Raw genomic sequence first — 24,953 nt, forward strand, 5'->3', positions numbered from 1 at the left:
CCGCTCAAGAAAGCGGCCTTTTTCAATTGAAAAGGAATTTGCGCGATGAAGAAAGTGATCCTTTTGGGGATGGTGTCAGTATTGGGTGCCTGCGCGACGAGCGACAAGCAGATTGCAGAATACCTAAAGAAAAATCCCAAAGCAGTTTTTGATGTGATTGAAGATAATCCTGAGCAGTTCATTGAAGTGGTCAATAAGGCGGCTCGAAAAGCTCAGCAGAATCAGCAGCAAAAACAGATGGCTGAAATTAAAAAGCAACAGGAACAGCAAATCGTAAATCCTTTGAAGCCTGCGTTGTCAGATGCGCGTCGTCTGGCTGGAACTGCAAAAGCGAAAATCACGATTGTTGAATACGCTGATTTCCAATGTCCTGCCTGCGCCATGTCCCATCCTGTTATCAAAGAGGTGATGAAGGAAAATGCTGGCAATGTTCAATTGTACTATAAACATATGCCTTTAAGCTTCCATCCGATGGCGGAGCCTGCGGCTTATTATTTTGAAGCTATCTTTAAGCAGGATCGTACAAAGGCTTTGAAGTTCTATGACTTGCTTTTCGAAAATCAAAAGAATCTTAAAAACGTAGATTTCATCCGTCAGATGGCTAAAAAAACTGGCGCTGATATGAACAAAGTAGCAAAGGACATTACTTCCACGGAAGTTCAAATGATCGTGAAAAACGATATGTCTGAATTTGAGAAAATGGGCTTCACGGGGACACCCGTTATTTTGGTGAATGGGGTGGCTTTGCACGGAGCTCAGCCTAAGGAAGAAATTGATAAGATCATTGCACTAACCACAGTGGAACCTAAATAAGGCCCGTGGTAAAGTAAGTCTTCAGAGGGAATTATGAAAATACTGGTTTTGGTCCTTTTAATGACGGCAGCAGAATTTTCTTGGGCTCAGGTTCAGTCGCAGCAGCAATGTGTGACAACAATTCGGGCCCGCTCCCTTTCTATTTCCTCGGCGGATGCGGAAAAGCTGTGCGCCGGGGATTACCCAGAGGTGGTGAATTGCGCCGTGACGGCTAAGCAAACTTCGTTGTCATCTATGGATGATGCATTGAAAAAATGCAGGGGCGAGTGGGGGACAACGGGGAAAGATGTCACTCCTAAGGAGGCCGTTAAACCGACTGCGGGAGCAATGAAGGAACCTGCCAGTGTGCCCGTTGAAAAGATGGCCCCGGATACAGAGAAATCTGAAGATAACGGCCTGAAAGACCCTAAAAAAGGTGATGGCACCTTTGAAGAGCTTTAAGTCCCGTCCTTAACCAAACCATGACTAGACAGGGCCCCTTGCCCTGTCTAACAAGTAGTCACAGTCCTGGTAAAAAAGAAATTTGTGCAGGGCTCTTTCGTCGCTTCGATTTATTTGGTAAATTTTGAAGCCCGTAAGAGGAACGTGTTCCATGAGTGAAGATCAAAAACGAAAAGGCCAACTCGATTTAGGAATAAATCGTACTCCAGAGAAAGATAGAAACTTTCATCTGGGCGGTCGCAGTTTTTATTTCTTCGACTTCGACGACAACATCGCCTTTTTAACCACACCATTGATTTTATTCCATAAAGAAACCCGCGCTGAACAATACATCTCCAGCGGTGATTTTGCCCAGCACAATGCCACCATTGGCAAAAGCGGAGTTTATGGTGAGTTTGAAATCGATTTCTGTGATGTGACAGGTACCTTCCGCAATTTCCGGGATCATAATATTTCTGATGTGGAGAAGCTTGCGGGTAAAAGCCAGGTCTTCGTTCAAGACGTCGCCGATGCCTTAGGTTTCCCTGACTTCCAATGGAAGGGGCCTTCCTGGGAATGTTTTTATCATGCGACTTTTAATCAACGACCTCTATCTGTGATCACAGCGCGCGGCCATCACCCTGATACCTTGAAAGAGGGTATTAAGGTGTTCGTAAAAAATAAGCTTTTGCCCCTGGAGCCAAACTATTTAAGTGTCTATCCCGTCAGTCATAAACCGACTCGTACCTTGCTGGGCGACATTAACTTTACCGAAGGCACTGCGGAGCTGAAACAACGTGCCATCAGAGCCAGCGTTGAAAAAGCTATTGAAATTTACGGATATAACCCGCATCACCGTTTTGGGATGTCTGACGACGATCCTAAGAACATCGAATTAATCGTCGAGGAAATGACTCGACTTAAGGCGAGGTTCCCCGAGATGTCTTTCTTTATGATCGAGACTCAACATGGCAACTTCATCAAACATGAAGTGAAAGTCGGTGGACTCCAAGGTCAAAAAGTGGAGGATCTCTCTCAACTGTCCTTTTTTGAGGATGACCGACGTAGGTCTTAAACAATCTTACAGTCCTAAATTTTTGAACTCCCTCACAAATTGAATGCTCTAGAAAAAAATCCTGCTAATCTTAAGTGATTAGGACGCTCTCGCCCGAGAGCCAAGGAAGGACCATCATGAGTTCAATCTCTAAGGGATTAAAGGGTTTAGTTGTTGCGGGCTCTCTCGCAATCACGTCAGTTGCCACTGCACAATTAAAAGACGGATTAGAATGTCGTTATATCTCCGTCATCGAGCAAGGCTTCCTGGCAAATCACGTGAAATATTCTGATCGCAATGCAGACCTTGCAACTCGCGTGACTGAACAATACTTGAAACGTTTAGATCCTTCCAAAATCTATCTGACTCAAGCTGATGTTGATAGCATCAAAAAAGACATGGCCAATGTTTTTGAAAAAACCAAAAACAGAGATTGCACATTCCTGGATAAAGCTCAGAAGTTGGTTCTTGAAAGAGTTCAAGACCGCGCGAACTTCGCTAAGAAATACCTGGGCAAAGATTTTAAATTCGACGAAAAGACAGAGTTCGCTTTCGATCCCGATAAAAAACCTTGGCCGAAAAATTCTGATGAAGCCAATGAATACTTGAAAAAATACATCCAGTTCCAAATCGGCAATTACCTTGCGACAGATATGAAATTGGACGAGGCGAAAAAGAACGTAGAGAAAAACTACGAGCGCGCCGTAAAGCGTACGCAAGAAACTTCCCAAGATGACCTGCTGTCTGGTTACTTGGATTCTTTCGCAAGAGGTTTGGATCCACATTCTAGCTTCTTCTCTAAAGACGTTCTTGAGGATTTTGAAATTCAAATGCGTCTTTCTTTGGAAGGTATCGGTGCGACACTTTCTTCCCAAGACGGTTTCACAGTAGTTGAAGCCCTGGTTCCAGGTGGCGCGGCTGCAAAATCTGGCTTGATCGAACCGCAAGATAAAATCATCGCTGTTGGTCAGGAAAAAGGCCAAATGGAAAATGTCATCGATCAAGACTTGAAAGATGTTGTTAAGAAAATCCGTGGTGATAAAGGAACGAAAGTTCGTTTGACGATCTTGCGTAAAGCAGGTGAGGGCAAAAAGCGTTTCGATGTTACTTTGACTCGTGAAAAAGTGAATCTTGAAGACGAAGCAGCTTCTTTGACATTCGTCGAAAAAGAAGTTGATGGTAAAAAGAAAAAAATCGGTATCCTAAACTTTCCTAGCTTCTATGCGGATTCTCGTCGCGGTGGCAGATCTTCTGCAGCTGATATGAAAAAACTGATCAAAGAAGCAGTTGAAAAGAAAGCAGACGGCTTGGTGCTGGATCTTTCTAACAACGGTGGTGGTTCTCTTGAAGACGCCGTTAAAATTGCGGGTTTGTTCTTCCAAACAGGTAATGTAGTAAAGCAATCCTCTAAAAATGAAGGCCGTGCGGAAGCCGCTCTTCGTGATACGGATGCGACGGTTGACTGGGCAGGACCACTTGTTGTTCTAACAAGCCGTATCTCTGCATCCGCTTCTGAGATCGTATCTGGAACTTTGCAGGATTATAAACGGGCCGTGATCGTTGGTGGTGACCACACGTACGGTAAAGGTTCTGTTCAATCTGTATTGCCGATCCCGAACAACTTGGGCGCAATCAAAGTAACTGTAGGCATGTTCTTTGTTCCATCTGGTAAATCGACTCAGCACCGTGGTGTTGATGCCGACGTCGTTCTTCCAGGTCCATTCTCGACTGATGATATCGGCGAGAAATACATGGATTACTCTTTGCCACCAAAAACAATTGAATCATTCATCTCTCCAGATGCTTACGTTAAAGAAGGTCCAAGCGCATGGAAAGAAGTGAAAACAGACTGGTTGAAAACATTGTCTGAAAGATCTTCTGAGCGTGTGGCGAAATCTGACGATTTCAAAAAAATCGTGGATGAGTTGAACAAAGCCAAAGCCCGCGGCAAAGTGATCCGTGTGAGCGAAGTGCTTAAAGATAAAAACGAAAAAGAGAAAAAAGAGAAAGCCAAAAAAGTAGCAAGCAAAGCGAAAAAGAACGAAGAGTACTTGAAGCGCGCAGATATCCAAGAGGCGACGAATGTACTTCTAGATCTGATTCAGCTTGAAGACGGCAAGGCTTTACCGCCGGCGCCGAAGCAAGCGAACGCTAAATAGTTTGTTGCTAGATTTGACATGTTAGTTGTTGTTGAAGCCCGGTGAATGCCGGGCTTTTTTTTTGCCCGGAGCGCGGTTCGTGAAAAGCGGCCAGCTGACTGCGTTGTCGGGTGCGGTCCTCGCTCCGACGTGCCTGGGGCACGCCTGCGCTGCGGTTCGCTCCCTCCGCCTTGCATCTGACCACTTTTGACGAACCGTCTTCTACCCGTTTACTGGCTGGAAAATGCCGTTGGCATTTTCTCGCTTTTGTGGGGGGAGCTCGAAATGCCTTTGGCATTTCTTGCTGTTTTGTTTTGAGACGGGTATGGGCTTTGCTTTTTTAGTTCCTTTGAGAAGGCTTTGGCTTTTTAAAGGAATAGGTATGAGTTGGCTTTTATTGGCTGCAAAGGTTGTTGGCAGGGCGGTGACGGTTATTGTTTTGGTGGCCGTTGTTGGTGTTGCTGTGGCGAACGCGGGGCCTCAGGAGGCTTTGGCGGGGCTTGAGAAGTTTGTTGGGCATATAAATACTTATTCTAAGGTTATGAGGCTTGAGAGGGTTTCTTTGATTTCGGGTGGGAGACACTCGGAAGTTGTTATGGCTATGGAGAATTCTCGGCCTACTTATGTGCTTCGTTATGATGATGTGGCTTTGGCTCAGCCGGAGCATTTGATTCGGTCTATGGCTTTTATTCAGACTGTTTATATGAATCTTTCGGCTAGTTATGGGCGTATGGAGCTTTTTTATAATGCCGATCATGGGAGTCGTGCTGCTCAGGCGGATAAACAGTATCAGGAAGTTCGGTTTTCTTATTCTGTAAATTCGGTGAAGTATGCAAAGTCATTCCTTATGGCGGCGACAGATAATCTTGATGCTAAGGTTGATGCTCTTATGGCGAATTATGAAGCCGAGAAAGAGTATACTAAGAGATTAGTTGATCAGGCTTTTAAAGAGATTCGTGCGAAAGATCGCAAGCTTTTAAAGGATCGTGCGGAGTCGCGAGTTTTGGATACCTTGGAAGCTCAGGAATTGAAATTAAATGATCTGGTTCTTAAGAATGATCGTGCAGGTGTTGCAAACATGCTTGAGGCTTATTTGCCTTGGAGTGTGATGGAGCCCTTTGAGGCGAATGTCTGGAAAAGCTGGCTTCAGGCGATTCGTTCTCCCGATTTAAAGAATACGGTGGTCGCAGTTCGCGGTGTTGATTACGAGACCGATAAAGTTCAACGCCTGACTTTGTCCAATGGTTCAGAGAGACTGGCATTCTTTTCTACCGTGTTAACTAAGAATCAAGGAAGTTATACTCGTCGTTTGCGCTCATTGACTACGAATCGTCAACAGGCTGACACTGACGAGTCGGCTCCGACGAAATTGCTTACGAATCAGTATTGGAATCACTCGGCAGACCCTCGTGCTTCCAATTTTATTTCCTTTAGCCTGGATCCCCAGGTTGTTGCTGGTTTTGTGGGTGCTCCTAAGTTTCGTAAAAATAAAATTGAAGCGGGTGGTGGAATTCTTGCCGTGCGCATGGACAGCCGTCGTCTGTTTCCGAATATGAGTTCGGGGCTGGCGGGAGAGATCGAGTATCTCGCACCGCTGATTATTTTCCCCGATGAAGTGGTCTCCTATAAAGAAGTTGTAAATTATCAAGATAGCGCAACGGTTATCGAAACTGTGGTTGAAGAAGTCAAAGCGAAAACGGGAGTCACGCTGACAGAACAAAGTGGCAGCATGGCAGAGGAGCGATTCCAAAAAGCAGGCGGCGAAGCTTTTAAACGCCAACTGGAAACTGAAACTAATATTTTGATGTGTTCGAAAGTTTTTAACTAAGGAATATCCGTATGAGGAATGCGAACAAAGCAGTAAAGTTTTTAGGGAGTACGCTGATTTTATTGACGTCGTTATCAGCATGGGCCGAGGGGCCGCAGTGTCGTCAGATTTCTCTTCGCAAGTTCGCTTTACCATCAAAGAAGACGGGGTTACTGCAAAAGAAGTCGATGTCTTTCGGAAAGTTGTCGATGATTTGAATTCCCATCTGGGGAGTTTAGTCACGCCTCAAAACGCAGAAATCTTTGTTTATAAGAAGCACTCACGTCCTTCAGCAAATCCATTTCAAACGACTGTAATAGCGGGCGTTCATTACAAGCGCACATCCAACGGTAAGGAATATTTAAAGACTCCGAATTTCTCGATTCCTATACTCGCTCACGAATATGAACATTTAATTTTCATGGAAAACTATGGCCGAGTGGAACCTCGGTGGACTGAAGCTATTGAGAGCTATAAAGATGCGAACGCTACTCGTGCGAAGAGGGCTAGTCTGCAAAGGGAGAATAACGACCTTTCGGATAAAGTGAATGCCTTAAAAATTAAAAATGAACCGGTTCCAGCGGAACTTACTGAGCGCCAGGCGATTTTGGCCCGAGAAATTCCGGAGTTGCTGCAAAAAGAACAGGAGCTCATGGCAAAGTTCTATAAAGTTTGGGACATTAACACCGCTTACAATGAATTCTTCGCTGATGTAGTTGCTGTTATGTATACAGGCAAATCTGATTCTGTATCTAAATCCGTAGCATTTACTCCGGATCTTCAAAATTCTCGAAACAAAAAATTCATGGAGAAATCCGTGCAGCAGCGTGATTTTGAAAATCACCGCGATCACGATGTAGATACGGAAGGCCATAACTTTTTCTCGATCTCTCGTGACGACATCTGGGATTCTTATTTAGCAAGCCCGACGTATCGTAAAGAAAAAGCCACGGTGATGATGGAAGCGGTCTTTGCAGCGGTTGCGAAAGAAAACTCCTACAAGATTGATCATCCGGAACTTAAATTGGAAGACAACTGGAAGATGTACAACAAGCGCTTAAGTGATGCGATCGAATCCGAGATGTCAGCGCGCGGAATCCAAAAGTTAAAGTAGTTTTAGCGAGGCTTTCGAATCAGATAGCCACAGAATCCCAAACATTGGGCGAACTGGCCTTCAAAGGTAAAACCAGTCCCGCTTAAAATTTCCTTTAGGCGTTCTTGGGTCAGAGGATGAAACATGGTTCTCATGCGGGAAGGCATATCACGAAGCAGTTCTATGTTCAGGCCATGTGACTTTGCCCAGAAATAGTTATTGGCGATAAATTTTTCCCCGACACAATCGGTTTGCTTCATCATGTCTATTAAAACCAGAGGCGCACCGGGTTTTAGATGGGCATGGATTTTTTCAAAGTAGGTCTTTTTAGAGCCGTCATCAGGAATAAAGTGTGAAACCAAAACGGACATAGCGACGTCATAGCTTTGTCCAATGGGATAATCTTCAATCTGAGTTTCATGGAATTGAATTTGATTTTGCGAGCGGTAAGGACCAGTACGGTCGATGGCAATTTTGTTCATCTCTGACGAGGGCTCGATCCCATCAATTTTCCATCCCGAGTACCGGCGGGACAGGCGAACGATTTCTTCTCCCGTGCCGGAGCCGACAACCAGCATCCGGCCCGAGTTTGGCACTTCGACATCAAGGACTGCGCTGATTAATTCCTGGAGTAAGTCGTATCCTGGAACTCTGGAACGAATATCCAAGTCATAACCGGCGGCCGTCTTAACGTCGAAGTGTTTCATGGGAATTACTTCACTTGGCCAAGATATTTATCAAGGCGCTCTTTGTTCATGGCGAACTTAGGAGCCATTTCTTTGCCAGCTTTTTTCACGTCTTCCAAATTAGATGGAGTACCCACTTGGATAACGCCGATCATTGCCATTGGCAAATGGACGGAGCACTCGTAAAGGTAAACACCTTCTTGAGTCAGAGTCGTTGTGACTTCTTTACCCAAAGCACCTTTAAAAGTTTTAGCTCCCTTAGGAATAGAAACCGACGCCACGTCATGGGCTGGATCTGTCGGTACGAATTTAACAACGTCGCCTTTGTTGGCTTTCAAGAAAGCTGGTTCAAAAACCATGATGCCGTCTTTACCATTGTTCAACATTTTTACTGTGTGGGTGGCTGCGAAGCTTGCACTGGTGGCAAGAGTCAATGCAGCTGTGACTAGAAGTGATTTCATTGCTGATTTCTCCTTTATGGTGCGGAGATACTAGCACTTCACTTTCACGAGGACAAAAGCTGGGACAATTGGCTTTCATCCTACTTTCAATTGATTTTCGCTCACTTCACTTTTGAAAATCTAAGGGCGGTGGGGACCAGGTTTGGATCAAATATTCGTGAACTGACGAACTTTGAAAGTGATCAGTGCTACCACGAAAGTGGAAAGCACGATCCACAGGTAACCCTTCCAAGTGCCCTTAAGATCCGCATCGCTTAATTCCATTTGTGAAAACACGGCTACCACCAAATACCACCAAGCGATCAGGCCCCAAGAAAAAGCAGGGAAGTTTGCGAAGCGCGGATTGTGAGCAAAAATTTTTCCACCGGGAATAAAATAATAAAAAACCGCGACACAAAGCAAAGGGCCCAGAATCAGGGGAGCGATGCCGATAAATAGCTCTCCCATCTTAATCCAAACTTTAAAAGGCCAGGCCACAGATCGCGGGCGGCTGACGACGTGACCATGGGATCCGTCTTTGGCTTTCCAATCAAAAAGCTTAATGTCTTCGATTTGGTGTAAAAATATAAAAGCAGCAACGGCGTGGCTTATCTCGTGAATCATGATACCTGGAGAGAAGATCAGCATAAAGGCGTTCGGTCCCAGCCACTGAGAAATCTTTGTGCGCATAAGGATCGATATATGATGAAGCACAAATCCCAAAGCCAAGAATGCGGCGGAATACTTTAACAATGTCCAAAGAGTATTGAGCCCAAAAACCAGAGAAGGATATGTGTAAGTCATGGTGCCAATAGAATAAGATTTCTATTGAGTGGAGGCAAGATACGACAGAATAAACTGTCGGACCTGGTCCATAATAAATGCGGCATCATCAGGACCGCCTTGATATTTCATGGCTGCCATACTCATTTTTACTTCAGTGGGGCTGGCGGTAATATTAAATGAACCCAAATCGCAGGAAAGGGTGGATCCCGTGAATTTCGCCGCCTGGGGCATTTGCACACAGCTCTTAACCATTTTCTCCCAGGATTTCCACTGCGCAGGTTCTGGATAAGTCGAGGGCGCTAATTTTGGAACCTCGGGCATTTTCGCTTCGGTGGTTTCTGTTTGCTGTTGCTGTTCGATGGCGCTATCGATAGAGGTTTGTAATTGGGTAATCTGGTTCATCACACAAGCGCCGGAAGGCAACATCGTTTCATTTAAATTCGCACAGTTACTTTTGAAATAGCATTTTTTATTTTCCGTATCGAAAGCGCCTCCCAACTGCAAACACAATGTTTGGCCAGTGGAATCAGAAGTATCGCAGGAGACGATTTTTTGATTTTTATCGATTAAGAAATGCAGGGGGATATCTGTGAAGGATTGGTTTGAGCCCAAGCTGGTTTTAAGCTTTTTGTAGCGAATACGAATTTTTGCTTCCAGTGCAAGGGGCGACGTCGCGGAAGCTTTGTTTGCATTATATGTCGCCCAATCGGATGGTGCAGTTTCAATAGCAATTGTTGTAACCTTAAGATCACGCGTTCCCAACTCTTGATCCGCTTCCAGTAAATGTTCGTCGGCTTGGCCTTTTATAGTCGTCAAATTGAGTCGACCATTTTGATCCAAAACCACATCGGTAAAATTCTTGTTACAAGAAGTCCCATTCTGAAGTGCTGACTTTATGATGCCTTCAACCTTCATTTGGCTGACTTTTGTCAATGCCAGAGTGTTTAGATTGAAGGAATCGTTTAAGGACGTCATTAGCGACAAGCCAAAGACCAACATCACTGCTGACATAACAAGGATGCTGACCAGGATTGATCCATTCTCAGAGTTAACTAAAAACGTTTGTTTTGAAACAGTTTTCATGAGCAACCCTCACTGTTATTCTTTTCGGAAAGTGAACGGTATTTCTAAATAAAACTTTGGTTGTTTCAGAAAAGAGAAATATGAAAACGGGAAACATCAGTGGCAAAGCAGGTTACACATTAATAGAAGTATTAGTGAGTTTGGCTTTAGTGGCGATTCTCGTGGGGGCTTTGGGAGCAATCTTTCAAACTTCTTTCAAGGGTGCGAATTTTGTAGAGATGCGAAACTCTGCCGCCAATTTAAATTTGTCGTGGCAACAAAACTTAACCAAGCCAGAAATCTGTGAAAAGAATTTTAAGAACATGACGTTCAGTGAAACAGGAGAATCCACGGCTGTTGCATTTGTGGATCTAGCTGATAAGCCCCTCTTGGCTCCAGGAGTAAAGTCACCGGTCAATGATTTGTTAGTACAATCTGTCCAAACTAAAATTCGTCCCAAGAATTGGGAGCTCTTTGAAACAGCAAAGGCAGGGTTGGGTACCAATAATTATATCGTGAACATCGATATAGCGATTGAACTTGAGCGACAGAAAGATCAGATATCTTCAAAATCAAATTCGTTGGAAGTCTCGGTTCCCGTTTACTTAAATTCAGCGGGCGTTGTTGTGGGATGTCTTTCCTCGCCTGGTGCGATGGTCGCCAATGCCCAGAAGGTGGCCTGTGAACAGTTGGGTGGAGTGTTTGATGCGATAATCCCACAGTGTAATTTTAAACAGGATTGCACGGCTTTACCTGCAGATGCGGCGGTTTCTAAAGAATGTTTCGATCTGTTGACTGGGGGCCTTGAAGATCAACTCAAAGGACTTACCACCCCGCCGAAAGCAGCCGTGGTGAAGGGGCTGCAAGGTACGATAAAAGATTGCTTGGCGAGTTCTCAAGGCGCCGTTATCGCTGCCGGTAAAACCACCTGTGTTTTGGGGAGCACAAATTTTTCTGCCACACCAACGGAGTTTTCTTACACGGAAGGTGCCACTAATTACACGCTGTCAGATCCGGTCTTGGCGAAATACTTATTTGAGCTGGTAGAAAAATATCAAGCCGATGGCCTTATGAAAATCACGGTAGGTAAATAATGAGAATAAAGCAGGATGGTTTTTCGATCATTGAGCTGTTAGCCGCGATTGCCCTCGTGGCCGTGGTCACCTTGGGGTTAGCCACCGTTCTAAAGATTTCTAACGATTCAAATTCATTGGCTGCAAATAAACTGAGCGAAGCGGATTTGATGAATAATGCGATGGTCAGTATATTTACTCGCAAGTCTTGCGATGCGTCCTTTAAGGGTAGAGTGCTGGATGAACAAGGCGCTCTGATTATCGACAAAGTTCAAGACGGCAATGGTGCTGACATTATCAAAAACGGAATGAAGCTCGATCAAGTCAATCACAAGGTAGAATCGATGCGGCTTTACGCCACGAAGGAAAGCTGGGAAGCATTCAATGCTCACTCGTTTGCTTCTGCTGATGAAGTGGTTCCTTTAAATGCGAATCTGGAAATTGTTTTCAATCGGCCCCAAAAGGAAATGGCCGCGGAAACCAAATCGAAAACGATCTCATTTCCAATTTCTGTCAATCAAGCGCGTTTGATCAGTCAATGTAATGGTGGTGATGGAACCAACTATCAGGATGTATTGAAAAGTGCCTGCCTTGGATTTGGCGGGGTCTTTGATTCTGCAACAGGACAGTGTACTGCCAGTCAAGACTGTGCCAAGGTGACTTTAAATGCACCCGTCAGCCAGAAATGTGTAAAGGAAAAACTAAAAAGTCTGCAAAGCCAACTCTCCACGAAACCAAAATCAAGTTTTATGATGAGTTCAATCAAAGACTGCATGGCTAGTGCCTACTCCACGAAAAACTAAATCGCCGACGGGGTTTAGCTGTGTCTCTGGTTCTTTCAATGCCAAAGCGGAAAACGGAGTTTTCACATTCACCTATGGATCCACAAACTATTCGGTAACCCAGCCACAACAGTATCAACTGATCGTTGATACTGTTGCAGCTTTTTAGTTATTTGCTAAATACTTGTTTAGCTTTCATAACCGCGGCTTGTGCTTTTTCAGAGCTAATACACGCTTTTTGTGCATACTCGTCAGCTTTTTGACCCAGCTCCCAAATCGCCTGGGTGATTTCTTGCATTGTAAGATTCTGCACTCTTTTATTTTCATAAACTGCACTTGATTCGTATCTGTAAGCCATAACGTCCTCCAATAAGTACATTCTGATCCTGGATTGTTGAATGAATGTTGCGGTTCTCAGCTTGAAGCATCACATATTGGGAAAGCGACCGATATTCTGGCTATTTGCGTCAATTGGGGTGAAAAAGGCAGACAATTTGACCTGTTCTCGCTTAGATAGGGGCCTTGATTTATGTGACTAAAAACCGTGGAGAACTGAGTACATGTCTAAAAAGACCACTGTAAAACCAGCTGCCAAAAAGACTGCTTCTGCGAAAGCAAAAGCGCCGGCAAAAGCTGTGACAAAATCCGCTGCGAAGTCTTCAAAAAAAGCTGCACCGAAAAAATCTGATTTCGGTGGTTTATCTGAAGAACTTTTGTTGAGCATGCACGACCTGATGGTCAAATCCCGCGTTCTTGAAGAACGTGTGATTAAAATCTACAAAGCCGGTGAAGGTTATTTCTGGATCGGTGGCCCGGGCGAGGAAGCTTTCGGGGTTCCATTGGGTCTATTAGCACGTAAAGGTAAAGGCCTTGAATACGACTGGTTCCATCTTCACTACCGTTGTACACCAACGATGGTGGCACTTGGTATGCCGATGATCGAAGCGGTTCGTTTGATGATGAACCGTGTGACAGATCCTTCTACAGGTGGTCGTAACTTCGCAGGTCACTATTGTTTCCCTCAGTGGAACGTGGCTCCTGTGACTTCTCCAATCGAAGTTCAATACCCGATCGCTTGTGGTACTGCACACGCGCAAAAACGCGCGGGTCACAAAGCCATCTCTATCGTAACTGGCGGTGACGCTGGTACGGCAGAGGGCGAATTTGCAACTTGCTTGGTGTGGTCATCGCGTAAAGGCCAAGAATTGCCAGTGTTGATCACTGTGCAAAACAATGGCTTTGGCATTTCCACTCCGTACGAAGGCCAACACGGGGAAACTCATATCGCCGACCGTGCAAAAGCATTCAACATCCGCTCTCGCGTGATCGATGGTACAAATCCTGTTGAGACATATATCGCTTTGAAAGAAGAAATGGATTACATCCGCAAAACGGGTAAGCCATCATTCCTGGAAGTAAAAACAACTCGCTTGTATGGTCACTCCTCTGCTGACGGTGCGAACCGTAAAACAGATCTGTTCGATCCAGTTTACAAGTTCCAGGAAAAATTGATCGCTGCTGGCATCTTGACGGAAAAAGCCGCTGCGAAAATCTGGGAAATCTACGAAGAAGAGGGCATTAAGGCTCAAGAACAAGCTCGTGCTGAGGGCGGTCCAACGCCAGAATCAGTTTGGGATCATGTCTTCGTGAATAATGAAAATGCTGATTGGAGAAAATTCTAATGGCAAGCGTAGCTCAAGCAATCAGAATGGCCCTTCACTACGGTGAAAAACACATGGGCGTTAAAGACATCTTCGGTCAAGACGTGGGCGCACCGCTTGGTGGCGTATTCACGGCGACTCAAGGTCTAAAAACTGCATGGAACACTCCACTGGACGAGCGTGGTATCATCAGCATGGCGATGGGTATCGCAATGACAGGTGATAAGTGCGTGGCGGAAATCCAGTTTGCAGATTATATCTTCAATACGATCGATCTTTTGAAAATTGCCGGCAACACTTTGTGGTGTACAAACGGTCAAGTTCAATTGCCAATGGTTGTGATGACTCCGGTGGGCGCAGGGATCTTTGGTTCCGTTTACCACTCTCACTCTTTCGACGCTTGGGCCTCTCGTTTGCCAGGTTGGAAGATCGTGATGCCATCAAACCCACTCGACGCTTACGGTTTGATGTTGGCGGCCATTGAAGATCCAAATCCGGTTCTTTATTTGAAATCTAAAGCATTGATGCGCCATAAAGGCGACGAGTTGATCCCTGGTGAGCCAGAGGACGAAAAAACTTTGAAATCAATGATCGATAAACCAGTTCAAAATTCCCAAGGTTGGAAAGCGAAATGGCCTGAACTTGAAAAGTACATCGTACCACTCGGTAAAGGTAAGATCACTCACGAAGGTGAGCATATCACGGTTGTTACATACAGCCGCATGGTTCACCTATGTGACGAAGTCGCGGTAAAGCTGGCTGAAGAAGGCATCTCGGTTGAAGTGATCGATTTGCGTTCTATTTATCCATACGACTGGCAGATGATTAAATCATCTATTGAAAAGACAGGTCGTGTTTTGTTCGTGAACGAAGACACTGAAGTGACAAACTTTGGTGAGCACTTGGCTTACAGAACAACTCAAGAGTGCTTCTACAGCCTCATGGCGCGCCCTCGTGTCCTTGCAGGTAAAAACTTGCCAGGTATCGGTTTGCATCCAAACTTGGAGAAAAACTCTGTTCCTCAACACCACGACATCGAAACAGCGATTCGCGAAATCGTTGATGAGGTTCCGTAGTTATGTTGAAGGGAGTCGGTCACAGAAAAAAAGTTCGTCGTAAAGTTTCTAAAAAAACTGGCAAAACCCAGTTCGACAAATACGAGCTGTACAGCAAAGCTGTGCAGTCGGCTGAAAACGATGTGGTTTTCATTCGCAACACTTACAAGGAGCTTAAGAAAAAAGCTCCACGTATTTTCCGTGAAGACTTCTGCGGGACATTTGCTCTTTCCACAGAGTGGATCAAGCTTGATTCAAAACATCAGGCGATTGGTGTGGATCTGGATCCAGAACCAATTGCCTATGGTAAAGCGAACTACCTGTCTAAGCTAAGACCGGAACAGCAAAAGCGCATGAAAGTCATTGAAGGCAACGTGATGGATCCAAGCCTGGAAAAGGCAGACATCATTGCCGCAATGAACTTCTCATACTTTTGCTTTAAGCAAAGATGGATGCTGAAGCAGTACTTTGCAAATGCCTATAAAACCCTGGGCAAAGACGGCATCTTCCTAGTTGATGTATTCGGTGGCAGCCAATGCTATGACGCTATCGAAGACCGTATCAAACACAAAGACTTCACATATTACTGGGATCAGACAAACTTTGACCCAGTTACGAACGAAGCAGTCTTCCATATTCATTTCCGCGTGGGTGGCAAAAAAATCGAACAGGTTTTCACTTACGACTGGCGTCTATGGAGTATCACAGAGATCCGTGAGATCATGCACGAAGTGGGCTTTGCTAAAAGTCACGTTTACTGGGAAGGAACTGCTAAAGACGGTTCTGGTGACGGTAATTTCACACGTGTCGACCACGGTGAATCTTGTGAATCGTGGATTGCGTACGTCGTTGCCGAAAAGTAAATTGCTGGGAGTTTAAATCCCATCTATAACAAATGAATGTTGTTATTTTGTGCTCTTCTGCTGGTTCTGAGCGGATTTATTCCGCTCTCTGCTCTAGCAAAAATTCAGATATATACAGTCGACACACCTCCCTACGTGATCAAAACGGGAGAAGGTCTGGAAGGACTTTCCGGTGAATTCGGCAAGGCCGTAGCGACCTCTATCAAAAAAGCTGGAAAACAGCAGGAATTTGAAGTCGTTTGGGTTCCCTATAAAAGAGCCCTTCTTGATGTCGAAAAAAATCCTCAATCACTTTTCTTTCCTCTGGGGCGATCCTTTGAGCGGGAATATAAATATCACTGGGTTCTGCATCTGGACGATGTGGACTGTTTGCTTTATGCCGTGGATCCAAAGGTGCAAATTGATAACCTGGAAGATCTTCGCAAGTATCGTATCGGAGTTCAAGGGGGGAGCGCTCGAGAACAGGAGTTGCATCGCTATGTAGGAAAATCTTCGAAAGTCGAAGCCATGAGTGATGATTTAAGCAATTTCCGAAAACTGCAAACAGGCAGAATTGATATTTGGGCGACCAGACCGATGTTTGTGGATGAAGCAAAAAGACAGATGCAAGCTAAAGGAATGCCGTTGCGCGAAGTTCGCGTTGTGAAAAAACTTTTCACGCAAAGTCTGTGGTTGGTCGGCAATCGCGATATGTCTGATCAGTCTCGCAATCTGGTTCAATCCATATTCGGGTGGGGCAATAAGAAAAATACGGTCAAGTCTCCAGCACTGAATGCTGGAAACTTTCTGAATGGCGCACTTCTTTAGTTAAAATCTGATTTTTTAAACAAAGGCGATAGGGTCACATCAATCTCTGTTAACTTCGGTTCCGGGAATTGGGGGCCGCGGTGAATCACACAAAGGACATGAGAAACCTTGGCGCCCAGGCTGCGAATGTCGGCGGTAGAAAGAACCACTTGGCCACCTGTCGTCACGACATCTTCAATCACCAAAACATTTTTTCCAGCAATCTCTAAGCCTTCAGCAAATTTGCAGGTCCCGTATTCTTTCGCTTCTTTGCGCACGAATACACAAGGAATGCCCGTTTCTAAAGACAAAGCAGTCGCGATTGGAATTCCACCCATTTCAAGTCCGGCAAGCACTTCAGTGCCCGGAGGAATCAAAGGAACCATTTGTTTGGCGATTTCACGAAGCAAAGTGGGCTGAGCTTCAAAGCGGTATTTATCAAAGTATTCGTTGGAGATTTGACCAGAGCGAAGTTTGAATTCCCCGGTTAAGTGAGCGACGTCATAGATTTTTTTTGCGAGTTCCGCGCGAGTCATATTTCCTCCGGTTGGGTCTGCACTCCGGTTGCATCGGAGCAAGCATGTATTACCTTCGGAAGTTAACTTTGGATTTATTTAAGACTTTGTTCAAGCCAGTTTTTAAAAGAATCGTTGATTGATGCGACGGGGAGAGCCATCACACAGGGGACTTCGTAGGGATGAAGCTCTTTCACGCGGGATTCTAAATTTTTATTTGCGTCAGAGCTTTCAAGGGTTTTTAGGATCAGAATATACTCAGAGCTTGTTTCTATTTTTCCCTCCCACCAGTACATCGAACTCATTCCGGGAATGATATTCGCACAACCGATAAGTTTTTCCTGCAAAAGAGTGCGTGCGATATTTTCCGCACTCTTTTGATCAGGACAGGGAATATAATAGATGATCATGGGGATTAGCTCTTACGAAGCTTTTGTTTGCGCAGCTGCCATTGTTCTAAAGCGAACTTACGCATGTCTTCAACCGAATCAAGCTCATCGACGATCTCCACACCCAAAAGTGTTTCAACCGCGTCTTCCAGACTCACAAGGCCCGCAACGATACCGTATTCATCAACTGCCAAAGCAATGTGCTCTTTTTCTTTGATAAAATAATCCAGGACTTGAGATACCGTCATGCGCTCAGGAATAGAAGAGATCGGAGTCACCAATTCGCCCACGACTTTTTCGTGCTGGTCATTGGAAAGGGCTTCGTGGATTTTATAACGATAAGTCATACCCACGATGTTATCCAGGCTTCCGTGATAAACAGGAATACGGGAAAAACGCAAAGGCTTGTACTTGTTGAAAACTTCCTCGACCGTCAGATCTTTTTCTAAGGCAAAAAACACTGATCTTGGCGTCATAATGTCAGACACATAGATCTTATCCAGCATCAAAAGATTTTTGATGATGTTGGATTCCTTGTTCTTCAAAGTTCCTTCCTCAACACCCATTTCCGCGGTCATCAGGATTTCTTCGCGAGTGACTTCCGGTTCTTCGTCACGACGTTGAAACATACGTCCCAAGTATTCAGACATCAAAACCAATGGATAAAGGCAGATGATCATCAGCTGAATAGTGTAGGCCGTAAAAGGAATCAAAGATTTCCAATGGGCTGCACCGATGGACTTCGGGATGATTTCCGAAAGTACCAAAATCGCAAAGGTTAAAATAAACGAAGCGAAAGTCACTGCTTCAACGCCGTAAATCGCTTGAACCTGGTAAGCGATCGCAGCGGAACCTAAAGTGTGCGACAACGTGTTCAAAGTCAGGATCGCCGAAATCGGGCGGTCCAAGTTATCTTTCAGATGTTCCAAAAGCTTGGCACTGCGACGATTTTCACGAACCAGGACGGCGATATAAGCCGACGTCGAAGTCAGCAAAGTGGCTTCCAGCATCGAGCAAATGAACGAGATTGTTAACGTGGATATAACTAAAACGACAAGTAACGACATAGATGTTTAACTAACGTTGAGATTAAAAGGGAGAATTTGAGAGGCGCTTGAGAGGTGCCTAACCTGTGGTATTCCATTGCGATAATAATAGCATGGCCCCGAAGGAGGCTGTCTATAACGCACAGGGCTAGATTCCTCAGGTGTTCTTTATCACAGCTGAGGTGGGACTTTTGACCTCTCAAAGCAATCCACTTAGACTTTTGTCGTATACCAAAGGGAGTTTAGAATGTTTAAAGCAATTATATCCAGCATCGCTCTGATCCTTATATCGGTCTCTGCTTCGGCTGCCGTGAAAACTGAAAATGTAGATTATAAAGAAGGCAAAACCGAGCTTGAGGGTTTTTTGGCCTATGACGACTCTGTGACCACACCCAGACCTGCGGTGATGATCGTTCATCAATGGAAGGGCTTATCGGATAACGAAAAAATGCGCGCTCAGATGCTAGCTGGAAAAGGCTATGTGGCTTTCGCGGTGGATATTTACGGCAAAGGCATTCGTCCCACGACAACAGAGGGCGCAGGGCAGCTGGCTGGCCAATACAAGAATGATCGTAAACTTTACCGCGCGCGAGAGATGGCTGCATTCAACTGGCTTAAGAAAAATAAAAAGGTCGATCCAAAACACATCGTCGTAATTGGCTACTGCTTCGGCGGTATGGGAGCGCTGGAGATGGGGCGTGCAGGAGTTCCAGCAGCCGGCTTTGTCAGCTTCCACGGCGATCTGTCAAATCCCACACCAAAGGATGCTAAGAACTTCAAAGCTCCTGCTTTGATTCTTCACGGTGCTTTGGATAATAACGTAAATCCGCAAGTGATGCCGTTCTTAAAGGAAATGGATGAGAACAAAGTGGATTACCAATTCATCTCCTACTCGGGTGCAGTTCATGCCTTCACGCAAAAAGATGCTGGCAATGATCCCAGCAAAGGCGTGGCTTACAATGAAAAGGCTGATCGCAGATCCTGGGATGTATTCATGAATTTTCTCAACGAAGTGGCTCCGGTTAAATAGTTCGCGGAGTGTCCTAGATAGTTAACATTTGAGAACTTTCGAGACGCTTTTATCCGTTACGCAGAATCAATGTATTTTCATTAGTCCCAAGGAGCCCTCTGTGATAAGCAGGGGGTTCTTGCTTTGGAGGTTACGAATGAAAAATCTGGTTATGGCTTTGATGGTAGCAGCAGTCTTTGCTCCGTTCACATCTGCATTCGCAGCTCAACCTACTGAAGGTTGCGACCCAAGAGAAGAATCTTACGAGTGTAGCGGCAACGGTGATTCTTTTGATGGTGGTGGCTACGGTGGCAACGGTCCTTACGAAGACGGCAGTCGTCAAGATAACGACGGTCAATACGATGGCGGTGGCTACGGCGGCGGTTATGACGAAGACGGCGGTTACTATGGTGGTAACGGTTATTAATTTTGGTACCGACATCTGAAAAATAAAAAAGGCAGCTTAAGTGGCTGCCTTTTTTATTTGAATTTAAGTTTGAAATTAATCGCGAGAGTGCTGTCTATCATCACGACGAGATTTTCTTTCATCGATATAATCCATAACCAACAAAGCCACCGCATTTTCCAAAGCCCCGGAATTGCGTTTGCCAGCAGCAGTAGCCGCCTGCTGCGGTTTTTCTTCAAAGCCCAGACTTTTCATCCAAGTTTTGCTGCTGAGTGAATAAATCAAGACACCGATAGAAACCACAGTTAAACCCAGATAAACAATCATTCCACCCGAGACGTGGAATTCTTCATTCTTATCCAGCTGAGAAGCGATTGAAGCAATAAACAGAGATAAGCCCACGCATCCTAAAGCCAATGAGCCGATCACAGCCACTAGGAGTGTTGTTAGTGATCGTACACGCATTGCGAGTTGTTGTGAAAATGCTTCCGCCGGTTCTTTGATAAAACCTTTGGCATTGCCAATCAGGAAAGACAAAAGAGGTAAAATAAATTTCATCATAATTAGTCCTCCCTGCGATAAAGAAGTCTTGCGATCATAAAGCCAGCCAGGGCGGCGATACCCACTGCCATCCATGGGTTTTCCTTTACGGAACTTTCCACGGAGTTTTTCATTTCCATCATTTCGGCTTTGTGTTCAGCAGAAATTTTATCGGTCAGCGGGGAGGCTGCTCCCTTGAGTTCTTCCATTATCTGCTTTTTGATTTCTTCGATAAGTTGATCACGATCCATGATGTTTTCTCCACAGTTTCCATCGGCGTGAGACGAGCCAAAGTTTAACATTTCCAGACCAACGCCCAGACGTCCGTATTTCATTCTGAAACATCATGGACGCACTGTAATCGTCATCCAAATTAGGTTGTCGCTGACGGAATTTAGTAGCTCAGAGTTTCCCAGAATGGAAGCATTCCGAAGGTCAGATTCGCTCCCCCGAATATAACGATTTGCCCATCTAACAATTCCACGGATGAATGAGAAAAACGCGCTTCGCTAAGAGGTGTGCCAAAGCTCCACTGATTGGTGGAGGGATCGTAAATTCTGACAGCAGATTCTGCGACACTTTGCGAGACGCTCTGATTACCACCGATGATCGCTACTTTTCCATCAGGTAAGGCGTGAGCGGTCATTGATACCAACGGAGTATCTAAGCTCGCCGCTGTCGTCCAGGTGTCGGTTTCAGGATTATAGATTTCAACGGCATCAGAAGGATTTCCTGTACCACCGTCGGTTCCTCCGGCCACTAAAACCAGGCCCGAAGTCATTCGTGCCACGACGGGAAATGTTCTGCTGACGGGGGCCGTGGCTAGGGGAGTCCACGTATCTGTTGTGAAATTATATTTCTTAGTGCCATAGGCTCCCAGTAAAAGGAATTCTGAATCATTCAAAGGATAAACGACTTCAATCGCATCACCCGAAGGGCGATTGCCCAGAGTGCTCCAGGTTCCTGTCGTTGGATCATACACATCGTTTTCTAAAGGAGTTCCGAGGCTGTTCACTCCTCCGGTCAAAAGGAGGCGTCCATTTGGTAAAACGAAAGCACTATGAAGATATCGTGCTCTGGGAAGTGCGACGGAAGTGAAGGTATTTGAATTTGGATCGTAGATTTCGCCAGTTGTAGATTCGCCCGTTGTCATGTTGATACCGCCCGCGACAAAAACTTTTCCTGAAGGGAGTAAAGTCGCCGTATGGTAAAAACGCGCTTCCGCCATATCTGGTCCTGCAATCATAGTGTTTGTATCGGGATCGTAAATTGCCGTCGTGTTTGAGAATGCAGCGGCCTCCGCATAGGGTTGCCCACCGGTGAAAAGGACCATGCCATTTTTTATTACCGTCGCGGTATTCCCAGCTCGGCCATGAAGCAGAGCCGTGTTGTTGATCCAGGAAACGTTCAATTGGCCTTCTGTATATGTTTCTGTCGTTCCAACTGTGTAATTGGGGTCGACTCCTCCCGCCATCAGAATTTTTCCATCGGCAAGTTTCACCAGCGTGCCTAACGAGTGAACGTTCGCGAATCCCACCTTATCGACCGAAAAAGTGTTCGCTACCGGATCATAGATTTCGTTGCTGGATGCGGGAGTTAACGGGAAAGAACTGCTGGCAGTGCCACCGGTGATCAAAATTTTTCCGCTGGGTAAAGAGATTGAATTGTGCGCACGGCGAGGGATGTTGAGATTCGCTCCCGCAGTCCAAGTGTTTGCCGAGGGATCATAAATTTCACTGCTCGCAAGGATTGCCTGAGCGGCATTTAATCCGCCGAGCGAAAGCACCTTGCCCGAGGGAAGAATCGTGACGTTCGCCTGATAACGTCCCACGGATTGCGAAGCCTTGGCAGTGAATGAATTTGTCGAAGGGTTGTAAAGCTGTACGACGGCCGAAGCGGAATTAAGTGTCGTCGTTGTAAGACCGCCGACCAGCAGAATTGTACCGTCATTTAAGGTCACTGCGGTGTGTTCTGCGACAGCCGTGAGCATATTGGGGCCTGCAGTCCATTGATTTGTGGTCGGATCAAAAATATCGGTTTTATTTGATGGCGGAAAGATCCCCGTATTTTCATTCCCTCCCATAATAATCACTCGACCATCTGGTAAAAGGCTCGCGCTATGTCCGATGCGACCCATGGCAATCGAAGGGCCGGCGCTCCAGGAATTCGTTGTCGGATTATAAAATAATGTCGATGTTACTCTCGTCATCGTTTCATCAACCCCACCGACAATTAAAAATCTTCCGTCATTCAGGCGGGTGGACGTTGCCCACAATCTCTTAGTTGGCAGACTAGGACCTGCGCTCCATTGCCCGGTGGCAGGATCAAAAATTTCACTGGAATCCAGATAATTCATGACAGAGCTGGAGGGATTCGAAAGTCCGCCAGCGATAAGAACTTTTCCGTTCGGTAAGGGCAGCGTCACATGGACGGCTCGACCGGTGGCCATGCTGCCTTCAAGTTTCCAGCTGAATTTACTAATATCGATTTTTTCAACCAGGTTTATCGGAGAGGAATTTCCATCGCGACCGTTTAACAAGTATAAATAATCACCTGAGCGATTTGCTGTATGTAAAGTTCTGGCGCCATTTTTTAGTGAACCAAGGGATGACCAGGTGTTGGCCCCCGCACTGTAAATAAGGGAATCATCCAAAGCGGCGCTGGCACTGTTATTAGAAAATCCACCGGTGACAATCACGGAGTTATCAACCGTGGTTGCCGTGTGCCCATAGCGTGCAGTGGTCAAGGGTGTCCCAGTCGCAAATGCGCTGGGTGATGCGGAATCAAAGATATTTACAAGGGGCGAAGGATTTCCGGTGCTGGCAAGGCCGCCGATTACAACAACTCGTCCGTCTTTTAAAAGTGACGCCGTTAAAAGCGTCCGACCCGTAGTGAGTGTAGGAGCGCTTCCCCAAGTAGGCGCACCATTTGGGTTATAAATTGCCGTTGTGGTTAAGATCACAGGTGGGTTTTGCCCGCCCACAAAAAATACTTTCCCGTCGTTCAGTAAAACAGCGGCGTGGTTCATGCGTGGCTCGGGTAAAGTCGTTCCGGCTGAGCTCCAGGAATTCGTAATGGGATCATAGATCTCCATTGAGGCTGTCCACGAACCTAAACTGGTCGCTCCACCTGCGATTAACACACGACCATCTTGAAGCAATGTTGCGGAATGGTGAGAGCGCGCGACTGTCATGGAGCCAGCTGAACTCCACGTGTTTGTTAAAGGATCAAAAAGTTCGGCAGAAGCAAAGTAGGTCGATTGATTAACTCCAGCTACAACCAAAACTTTACCATTACCAAGGAGAGTGGCCGTATGGTGAGCCCGAGCCTGCGCCAAGGGGGCAACGTCGGACCAGCGGGAAGTACTTGGATTATAAACTTCTGCACTGTTAAGTGCCGCGATCGGGGAATCCAAAGATGTCCCACCACTGACCAGAATGCGACCATCAGCGAGAGTCGTCGCGGAGTTGTGAACGCGACGATTGCTGGGATAAAGAGACCGAGATGCTTGGGATGAATAAACCCCCGGAGTGGGCGAGGGATCAATCGACGGCAGAAGGCTTTCGTAAAGGTTTGCATCCAGAGTGCAACCCACACCAAAGACCGAGAATATGAGTAGAAAGAAAAATCGTACAAAACCACTCACGTACATATGATTACTTATCGGAGTTTTTGATATTTTGTTGACCCAAATAACAGCTTTGGGAGCATTTCATTGTGAGACTTACAGAATGTCGTTCGGTAAACACCCATCAACTTTTCCGAAACTGGCAACCTCTTGGACGCCATAGCCTCGCACTGAGAAAATGAACGATTTTCGATCTAGAACTATATTTTTTTAGTTAGCCTTTAACGTATGAACACGAAAGTTCTCACTCTCATCGCACTGACCCTCAGCCTCACAGCCTGCAACGGAGGCTTCGAAGCCGCATCCGTTTTAGGAATCGACTCTTCCCAAGGAAATAACGGCGGAAGCGTCAACCTACCAAGCGCCGGTAACGACGGCTGCTACAACATGGATGCAAACACCTGCCTAGTATTCAAAGCCACAAACACTCAAAGAGCAGCCAACGGCCTGGCCGCCCTAGTCTATTGCCAAGCCTGCACCGAAATGGCCTACGAACAATCCAAAGACATGAGCGACAAAAACTACCTAAGCCACGACCGCGCGAATGAAACTTTCGCCCAAAGATGCAAACGCTTCAACATCCAGTCCGGCTGCGCCGAAAACATAGCCCAAGGCTACGGCCCAGAAAGCGTAGTAACCGGTTGGATGGTAAGCCCCGCCCACCGAGACAACATCCTAAGCCCAAACTATAAGTCCTTAGGCATAGGCCTCTACAACGGCTACGCCACCCAAGTATTCTACACAAACACAAATAGATAGGTCCCACCTACGCCCCAACTTCGCTAAAAGCCAACGGCCTGACAACCCCCAGAGAACGCCGAACGAAGCCCACTCTCAAAAACCCCATATGCAGTTCGCAAAGCGAACGCAGAAATCAAATCTCTAGAAACACCGGGGATTT

Annotated in this window: 26 protein-coding genes; 15 read left to right on the forward strand and 11 right to left on the reverse strand. The window is 45.8% G+C overall.

The window, feature by feature from the left end:
• Window positions 1-45 precede the first annotated feature (45 nt).
• The 6 genes from ACLSU7_RS16330 to ACLSU7_RS16355 all read left to right on the forward strand — a co-directional run bounded on the left by ACLSU7_RS16330 (window position 46) and on the right by ACLSU7_RS16355 (window position 7,346).
• On the forward strand, window positions 46-813 hold the full coding sequence (locus ACLSU7_RS16330; protein WP_413292963.1) for a DsbA family protein: 768 nt from the start codon (window positions 46-48) through the stop codon (window positions 811-813).
• A gap of 33 nt (window positions 814-846) precedes the next feature.
• Window positions 847-1,254, forward strand: coding sequence for a hypothetical protein (locus ACLSU7_RS16335; RefSeq protein ID WP_413292964.1), 408 nt, complete (start codon window positions 847-849; stop codon window positions 1,252-1,254).
• 151 nt (window positions 1,255-1,405) lie between these two features.
• Window positions 1,406-2,308 (forward strand): hypothetical protein, encoded by a 903-nt coding sequence (locus ACLSU7_RS16340; RefSeq protein ID WP_413292965.1) that lies wholly within the window; start codon window positions 1,406-1,408, stop codon window positions 2,306-2,308.
• A gap of 116 nt (window positions 2,309-2,424) precedes the next feature.
• A complete protein-coding gene (locus tag ACLSU7_RS16345; RefSeq protein WP_413292966.1) occupies window positions 2,425-4,446 on the forward strand; it encodes a S41 family peptidase in 2,022 nt (673 codons plus the stop codon).
• Window positions 4,447-4,807: 361 nt separating this feature from the next.
• On the forward strand, window positions 4,808-6,253 hold the full coding sequence (locus tag ACLSU7_RS16350) for a hypothetical protein (protein WP_413292967.1): 1,446 nt from the start codon (window positions 4,808-4,810) through the stop codon (window positions 6,251-6,253).
• Between the two features lie 97 nt (window positions 6,254-6,350).
• Window positions 6,351-7,346, forward strand: a complete 996-nt coding sequence (locus tag ACLSU7_RS16355) for a hypothetical protein (protein WP_413292968.1) — start codon at window positions 6,351-6,353, stop codon at window positions 7,344-7,346.
• A gap of 2 nt (window positions 7,347-7,348) precedes the next feature.
• On the opposite strand, the gene ACLSU7_RS16360 is transcribed toward ACLSU7_RS16355, so the two are convergent.
• The 4 genes from ACLSU7_RS16360 to ACLSU7_RS16375 form a co-directional block, all read right to left on the reverse strand.
• On the reverse strand, window positions 7,349-8,032 hold the full coding sequence (locus tag ACLSU7_RS16360) for a class I SAM-dependent methyltransferase (protein ID WP_413292969.1): 684 nt from the start codon (window positions 8,030-8,032) through the stop codon (window positions 7,349-7,351).
• Between the two features lie 5 nt (window positions 8,033-8,037).
• Entirely contained in the window at window positions 8,038-8,472 is a 435-nt protein-coding gene (locus ACLSU7_RS16365; RefSeq protein WP_413292970.1) for a pseudoazurin, read from the reverse strand.
• 147 nt (window positions 8,473-8,619) lie between these two features.
• On the reverse strand, window positions 8,620-9,141 hold the full coding sequence (locus ACLSU7_RS16370; protein WP_413292971.1) for a hypothetical protein: 522 nt from the start codon (window positions 9,139-9,141) through the stop codon (window positions 8,620-8,622).
• Between the two features lie 135 nt (window positions 9,142-9,276).
• Window positions 9,277-10,320 carry a hypothetical protein gene (locus ACLSU7_RS16375; RefSeq protein WP_413292972.1) on the reverse strand — a complete coding sequence of 348 codons (1,044 nt, stop codon included), beginning with the start codon at window positions 10,318-10,320 and terminating at the stop codon, window positions 9,277-9,279.
• A gap of 80 nt (window positions 10,321-10,400) precedes the next feature.
• On the opposite strand from ACLSU7_RS16375, the gene ACLSU7_RS16380 reads away from it, so the two are divergent.
• Both ACLSU7_RS16380 and ACLSU7_RS16385 read left to right on the forward strand, forming a co-directional pair.
• Window positions 10,401-11,393, forward strand: a complete 993-nt coding sequence (locus ACLSU7_RS16380; RefSeq protein ID WP_413292973.1) for a type II secretion system protein — start codon at window positions 10,401-10,403, stop codon at window positions 11,391-11,393.
• A complete protein-coding gene (locus tag ACLSU7_RS16385; protein ID WP_413292974.1) occupies window positions 11,393-12,175 on the forward strand; it encodes a type II secretion system protein J in 783 nt (260 codons plus the stop codon). Before ACLSU7_RS16380 ends, ACLSU7_RS16385 begins: the two co-directional genes overlap by 1 nt.
• A gap of 148 nt (window positions 12,176-12,323) precedes the next feature.
• Here the strand turns inward: ACLSU7_RS16385 and ACLSU7_RS16390 are convergent, their stop codons facing one another.
• Window positions 12,324-12,512 carry a hypothetical protein gene (locus ACLSU7_RS16390; RefSeq protein ID WP_413292975.1) on the reverse strand — a complete coding sequence of 63 codons (189 nt, stop codon included), beginning with the start codon at window positions 12,510-12,512 and terminating at the stop codon, window positions 12,324-12,326.
• Between the two features lie 202 nt (window positions 12,513-12,714).
• Between ACLSU7_RS16390 and ACLSU7_RS16395 the strand changes: the two genes are divergently transcribed.
• The 4 genes from ACLSU7_RS16395 to ACLSU7_RS16410 are packed head-to-tail and all read left to right on the forward strand — an operon-like array spanning window position 12,715 to window position 16,540.
• On the forward strand, window positions 12,715-13,836 hold the full coding sequence (locus tag ACLSU7_RS16395) for a thiamine pyrophosphate-dependent dehydrogenase E1 component subunit alpha (RefSeq protein WP_413292976.1): 1,122 nt from the start codon (window positions 12,715-12,717) through the stop codon (window positions 13,834-13,836).
• Window positions 13,836-14,891, forward strand: a complete 1,056-nt coding sequence (locus ACLSU7_RS16400; protein WP_413292977.1) for an alpha-ketoacid dehydrogenase subunit beta — start codon at window positions 13,836-13,838, stop codon at window positions 14,889-14,891. The genes ACLSU7_RS16395 and ACLSU7_RS16400 overlap by 1 nt, the downstream gene beginning before the upstream one ends.
• Before the next feature lie 2 nt (window positions 14,892-14,893).
• Window positions 14,894-15,733, forward strand: coding sequence for a class I SAM-dependent methyltransferase (locus ACLSU7_RS16405; RefSeq protein WP_413292978.1), 840 nt, complete (start codon window positions 14,894-14,896; stop codon window positions 15,731-15,733).
• 36 nt (window positions 15,734-15,769) lie between these two features.
• Window positions 15,770-16,540, forward strand: coding sequence for a substrate-binding periplasmic protein (locus ACLSU7_RS16410; RefSeq protein ID WP_413292979.1), 771 nt, complete (start codon window positions 15,770-15,772; stop codon window positions 16,538-16,540).
• Here the strand turns inward: ACLSU7_RS16410 and pyrE are convergent.
• The 3 genes from pyrE to ACLSU7_RS16425 all read right to left on the reverse strand — a co-directional run bounded on the left by pyrE (window position 16,537) and on the right by ACLSU7_RS16425 (window position 18,490).
• Window positions 16,537-17,055, reverse strand: a complete 519-nt coding sequence (gene pyrE, locus ACLSU7_RS16415) for an orotate phosphoribosyltransferase (RefSeq protein ID WP_413292980.1) — start codon at window positions 17,053-17,055, stop codon at window positions 16,537-16,539. The genes ACLSU7_RS16410 and pyrE overlap by 4 nt on opposite strands.
• 74 nt (window positions 17,056-17,129) lie before the next feature.
• Window positions 17,130-17,444, reverse strand: a complete 315-nt coding sequence (cutA, locus tag ACLSU7_RS16420; protein WP_413292981.1) for a divalent-cation tolerance protein CutA — start codon at window positions 17,442-17,444, stop codon at window positions 17,130-17,132.
• Window positions 17,445-17,449: 5 nt separating this feature from the next.
• Window positions 17,450-18,490 carry a CNNM domain-containing protein gene (locus ACLSU7_RS16425; RefSeq protein ID WP_413292982.1) on the reverse strand — a complete coding sequence of 347 codons (1,041 nt, stop codon included), beginning with the start codon at window positions 18,488-18,490 and terminating at the stop codon, window positions 17,450-17,452.
• A 226-nt stretch (window positions 18,491-18,716) separates the two neighbouring features.
• Here ACLSU7_RS16425 and ACLSU7_RS16430 point away from each other — a divergent pair, with 226 nt between their 5' ends.
• Together ACLSU7_RS16430 and ACLSU7_RS16435 are read left to right on the forward strand one after the other, a co-directional pair.
• Window positions 18,717-19,499: a dienelactone hydrolase family protein gene (locus ACLSU7_RS16430; protein ID WP_413292983.1), complete on the forward strand. Its 783-nt coding sequence runs from the start codon at window positions 18,717-18,719 to the stop codon at window positions 19,497-19,499.
• Between the two features lie 136 nt (window positions 19,500-19,635).
• On the forward strand, window positions 19,636-19,905 hold the full coding sequence (locus tag ACLSU7_RS16435) for a hypothetical protein (RefSeq protein WP_413292984.1): 270 nt from the start codon (window positions 19,636-19,638) through the stop codon (window positions 19,903-19,905).
• Window positions 19,906-19,980: 75 nt separating this feature from the next.
• On the opposite strand, the gene ACLSU7_RS16440 is transcribed toward ACLSU7_RS16435, so the two are convergent.
• From ACLSU7_RS16440 to ACLSU7_RS16450, 3 genes are read right to left on the reverse strand one after another with little or no spacing between them, the layout of a single operon-like run.
• Window positions 19,981-20,445, reverse strand: coding sequence for a hypothetical protein (locus ACLSU7_RS16440; protein WP_413292985.1), 465 nt, complete (start codon window positions 20,443-20,445; stop codon window positions 19,981-19,983).
• Window positions 20,446-20,447: 2 nt separating this feature from the next.
• Window positions 20,448-20,759, reverse strand: coding sequence for a hypothetical protein (locus ACLSU7_RS16445; protein ID WP_413292986.1), 312 nt, complete (start codon window positions 20,757-20,759; stop codon window positions 20,448-20,450).
• 59 nt (window positions 20,760-20,818) lie between these two features.
• Entirely contained in the window at window positions 20,819-24,070 is a 3,252-nt protein-coding gene (locus tag ACLSU7_RS16450) for a kelch repeat-containing protein (protein WP_413292987.1), read from the reverse strand.
• Between the two features lie 210 nt (window positions 24,071-24,280).
• Between ACLSU7_RS16450 and ACLSU7_RS16455 the strand changes: the two genes are divergently transcribed.
• Entirely contained in the window at window positions 24,281-24,811 is a 531-nt protein-coding gene (locus ACLSU7_RS16455; protein WP_413292988.1) for a CAP domain-containing protein, read from the forward strand.
• Window positions 24,812-24,953 lie beyond the last annotated feature (142 nt).

Origin of the sequence: Bdellovibrio sp. HCB185ZH (genome assembly GCF_047302455.1) — a bacterium.
In the GTDB taxonomy this organism is placed as follows: domain Bacteria; phylum Bdellovibrionota; class Bdellovibrionia; order Bdellovibrionales; family Bdellovibrionaceae; genus Bdellovibrio.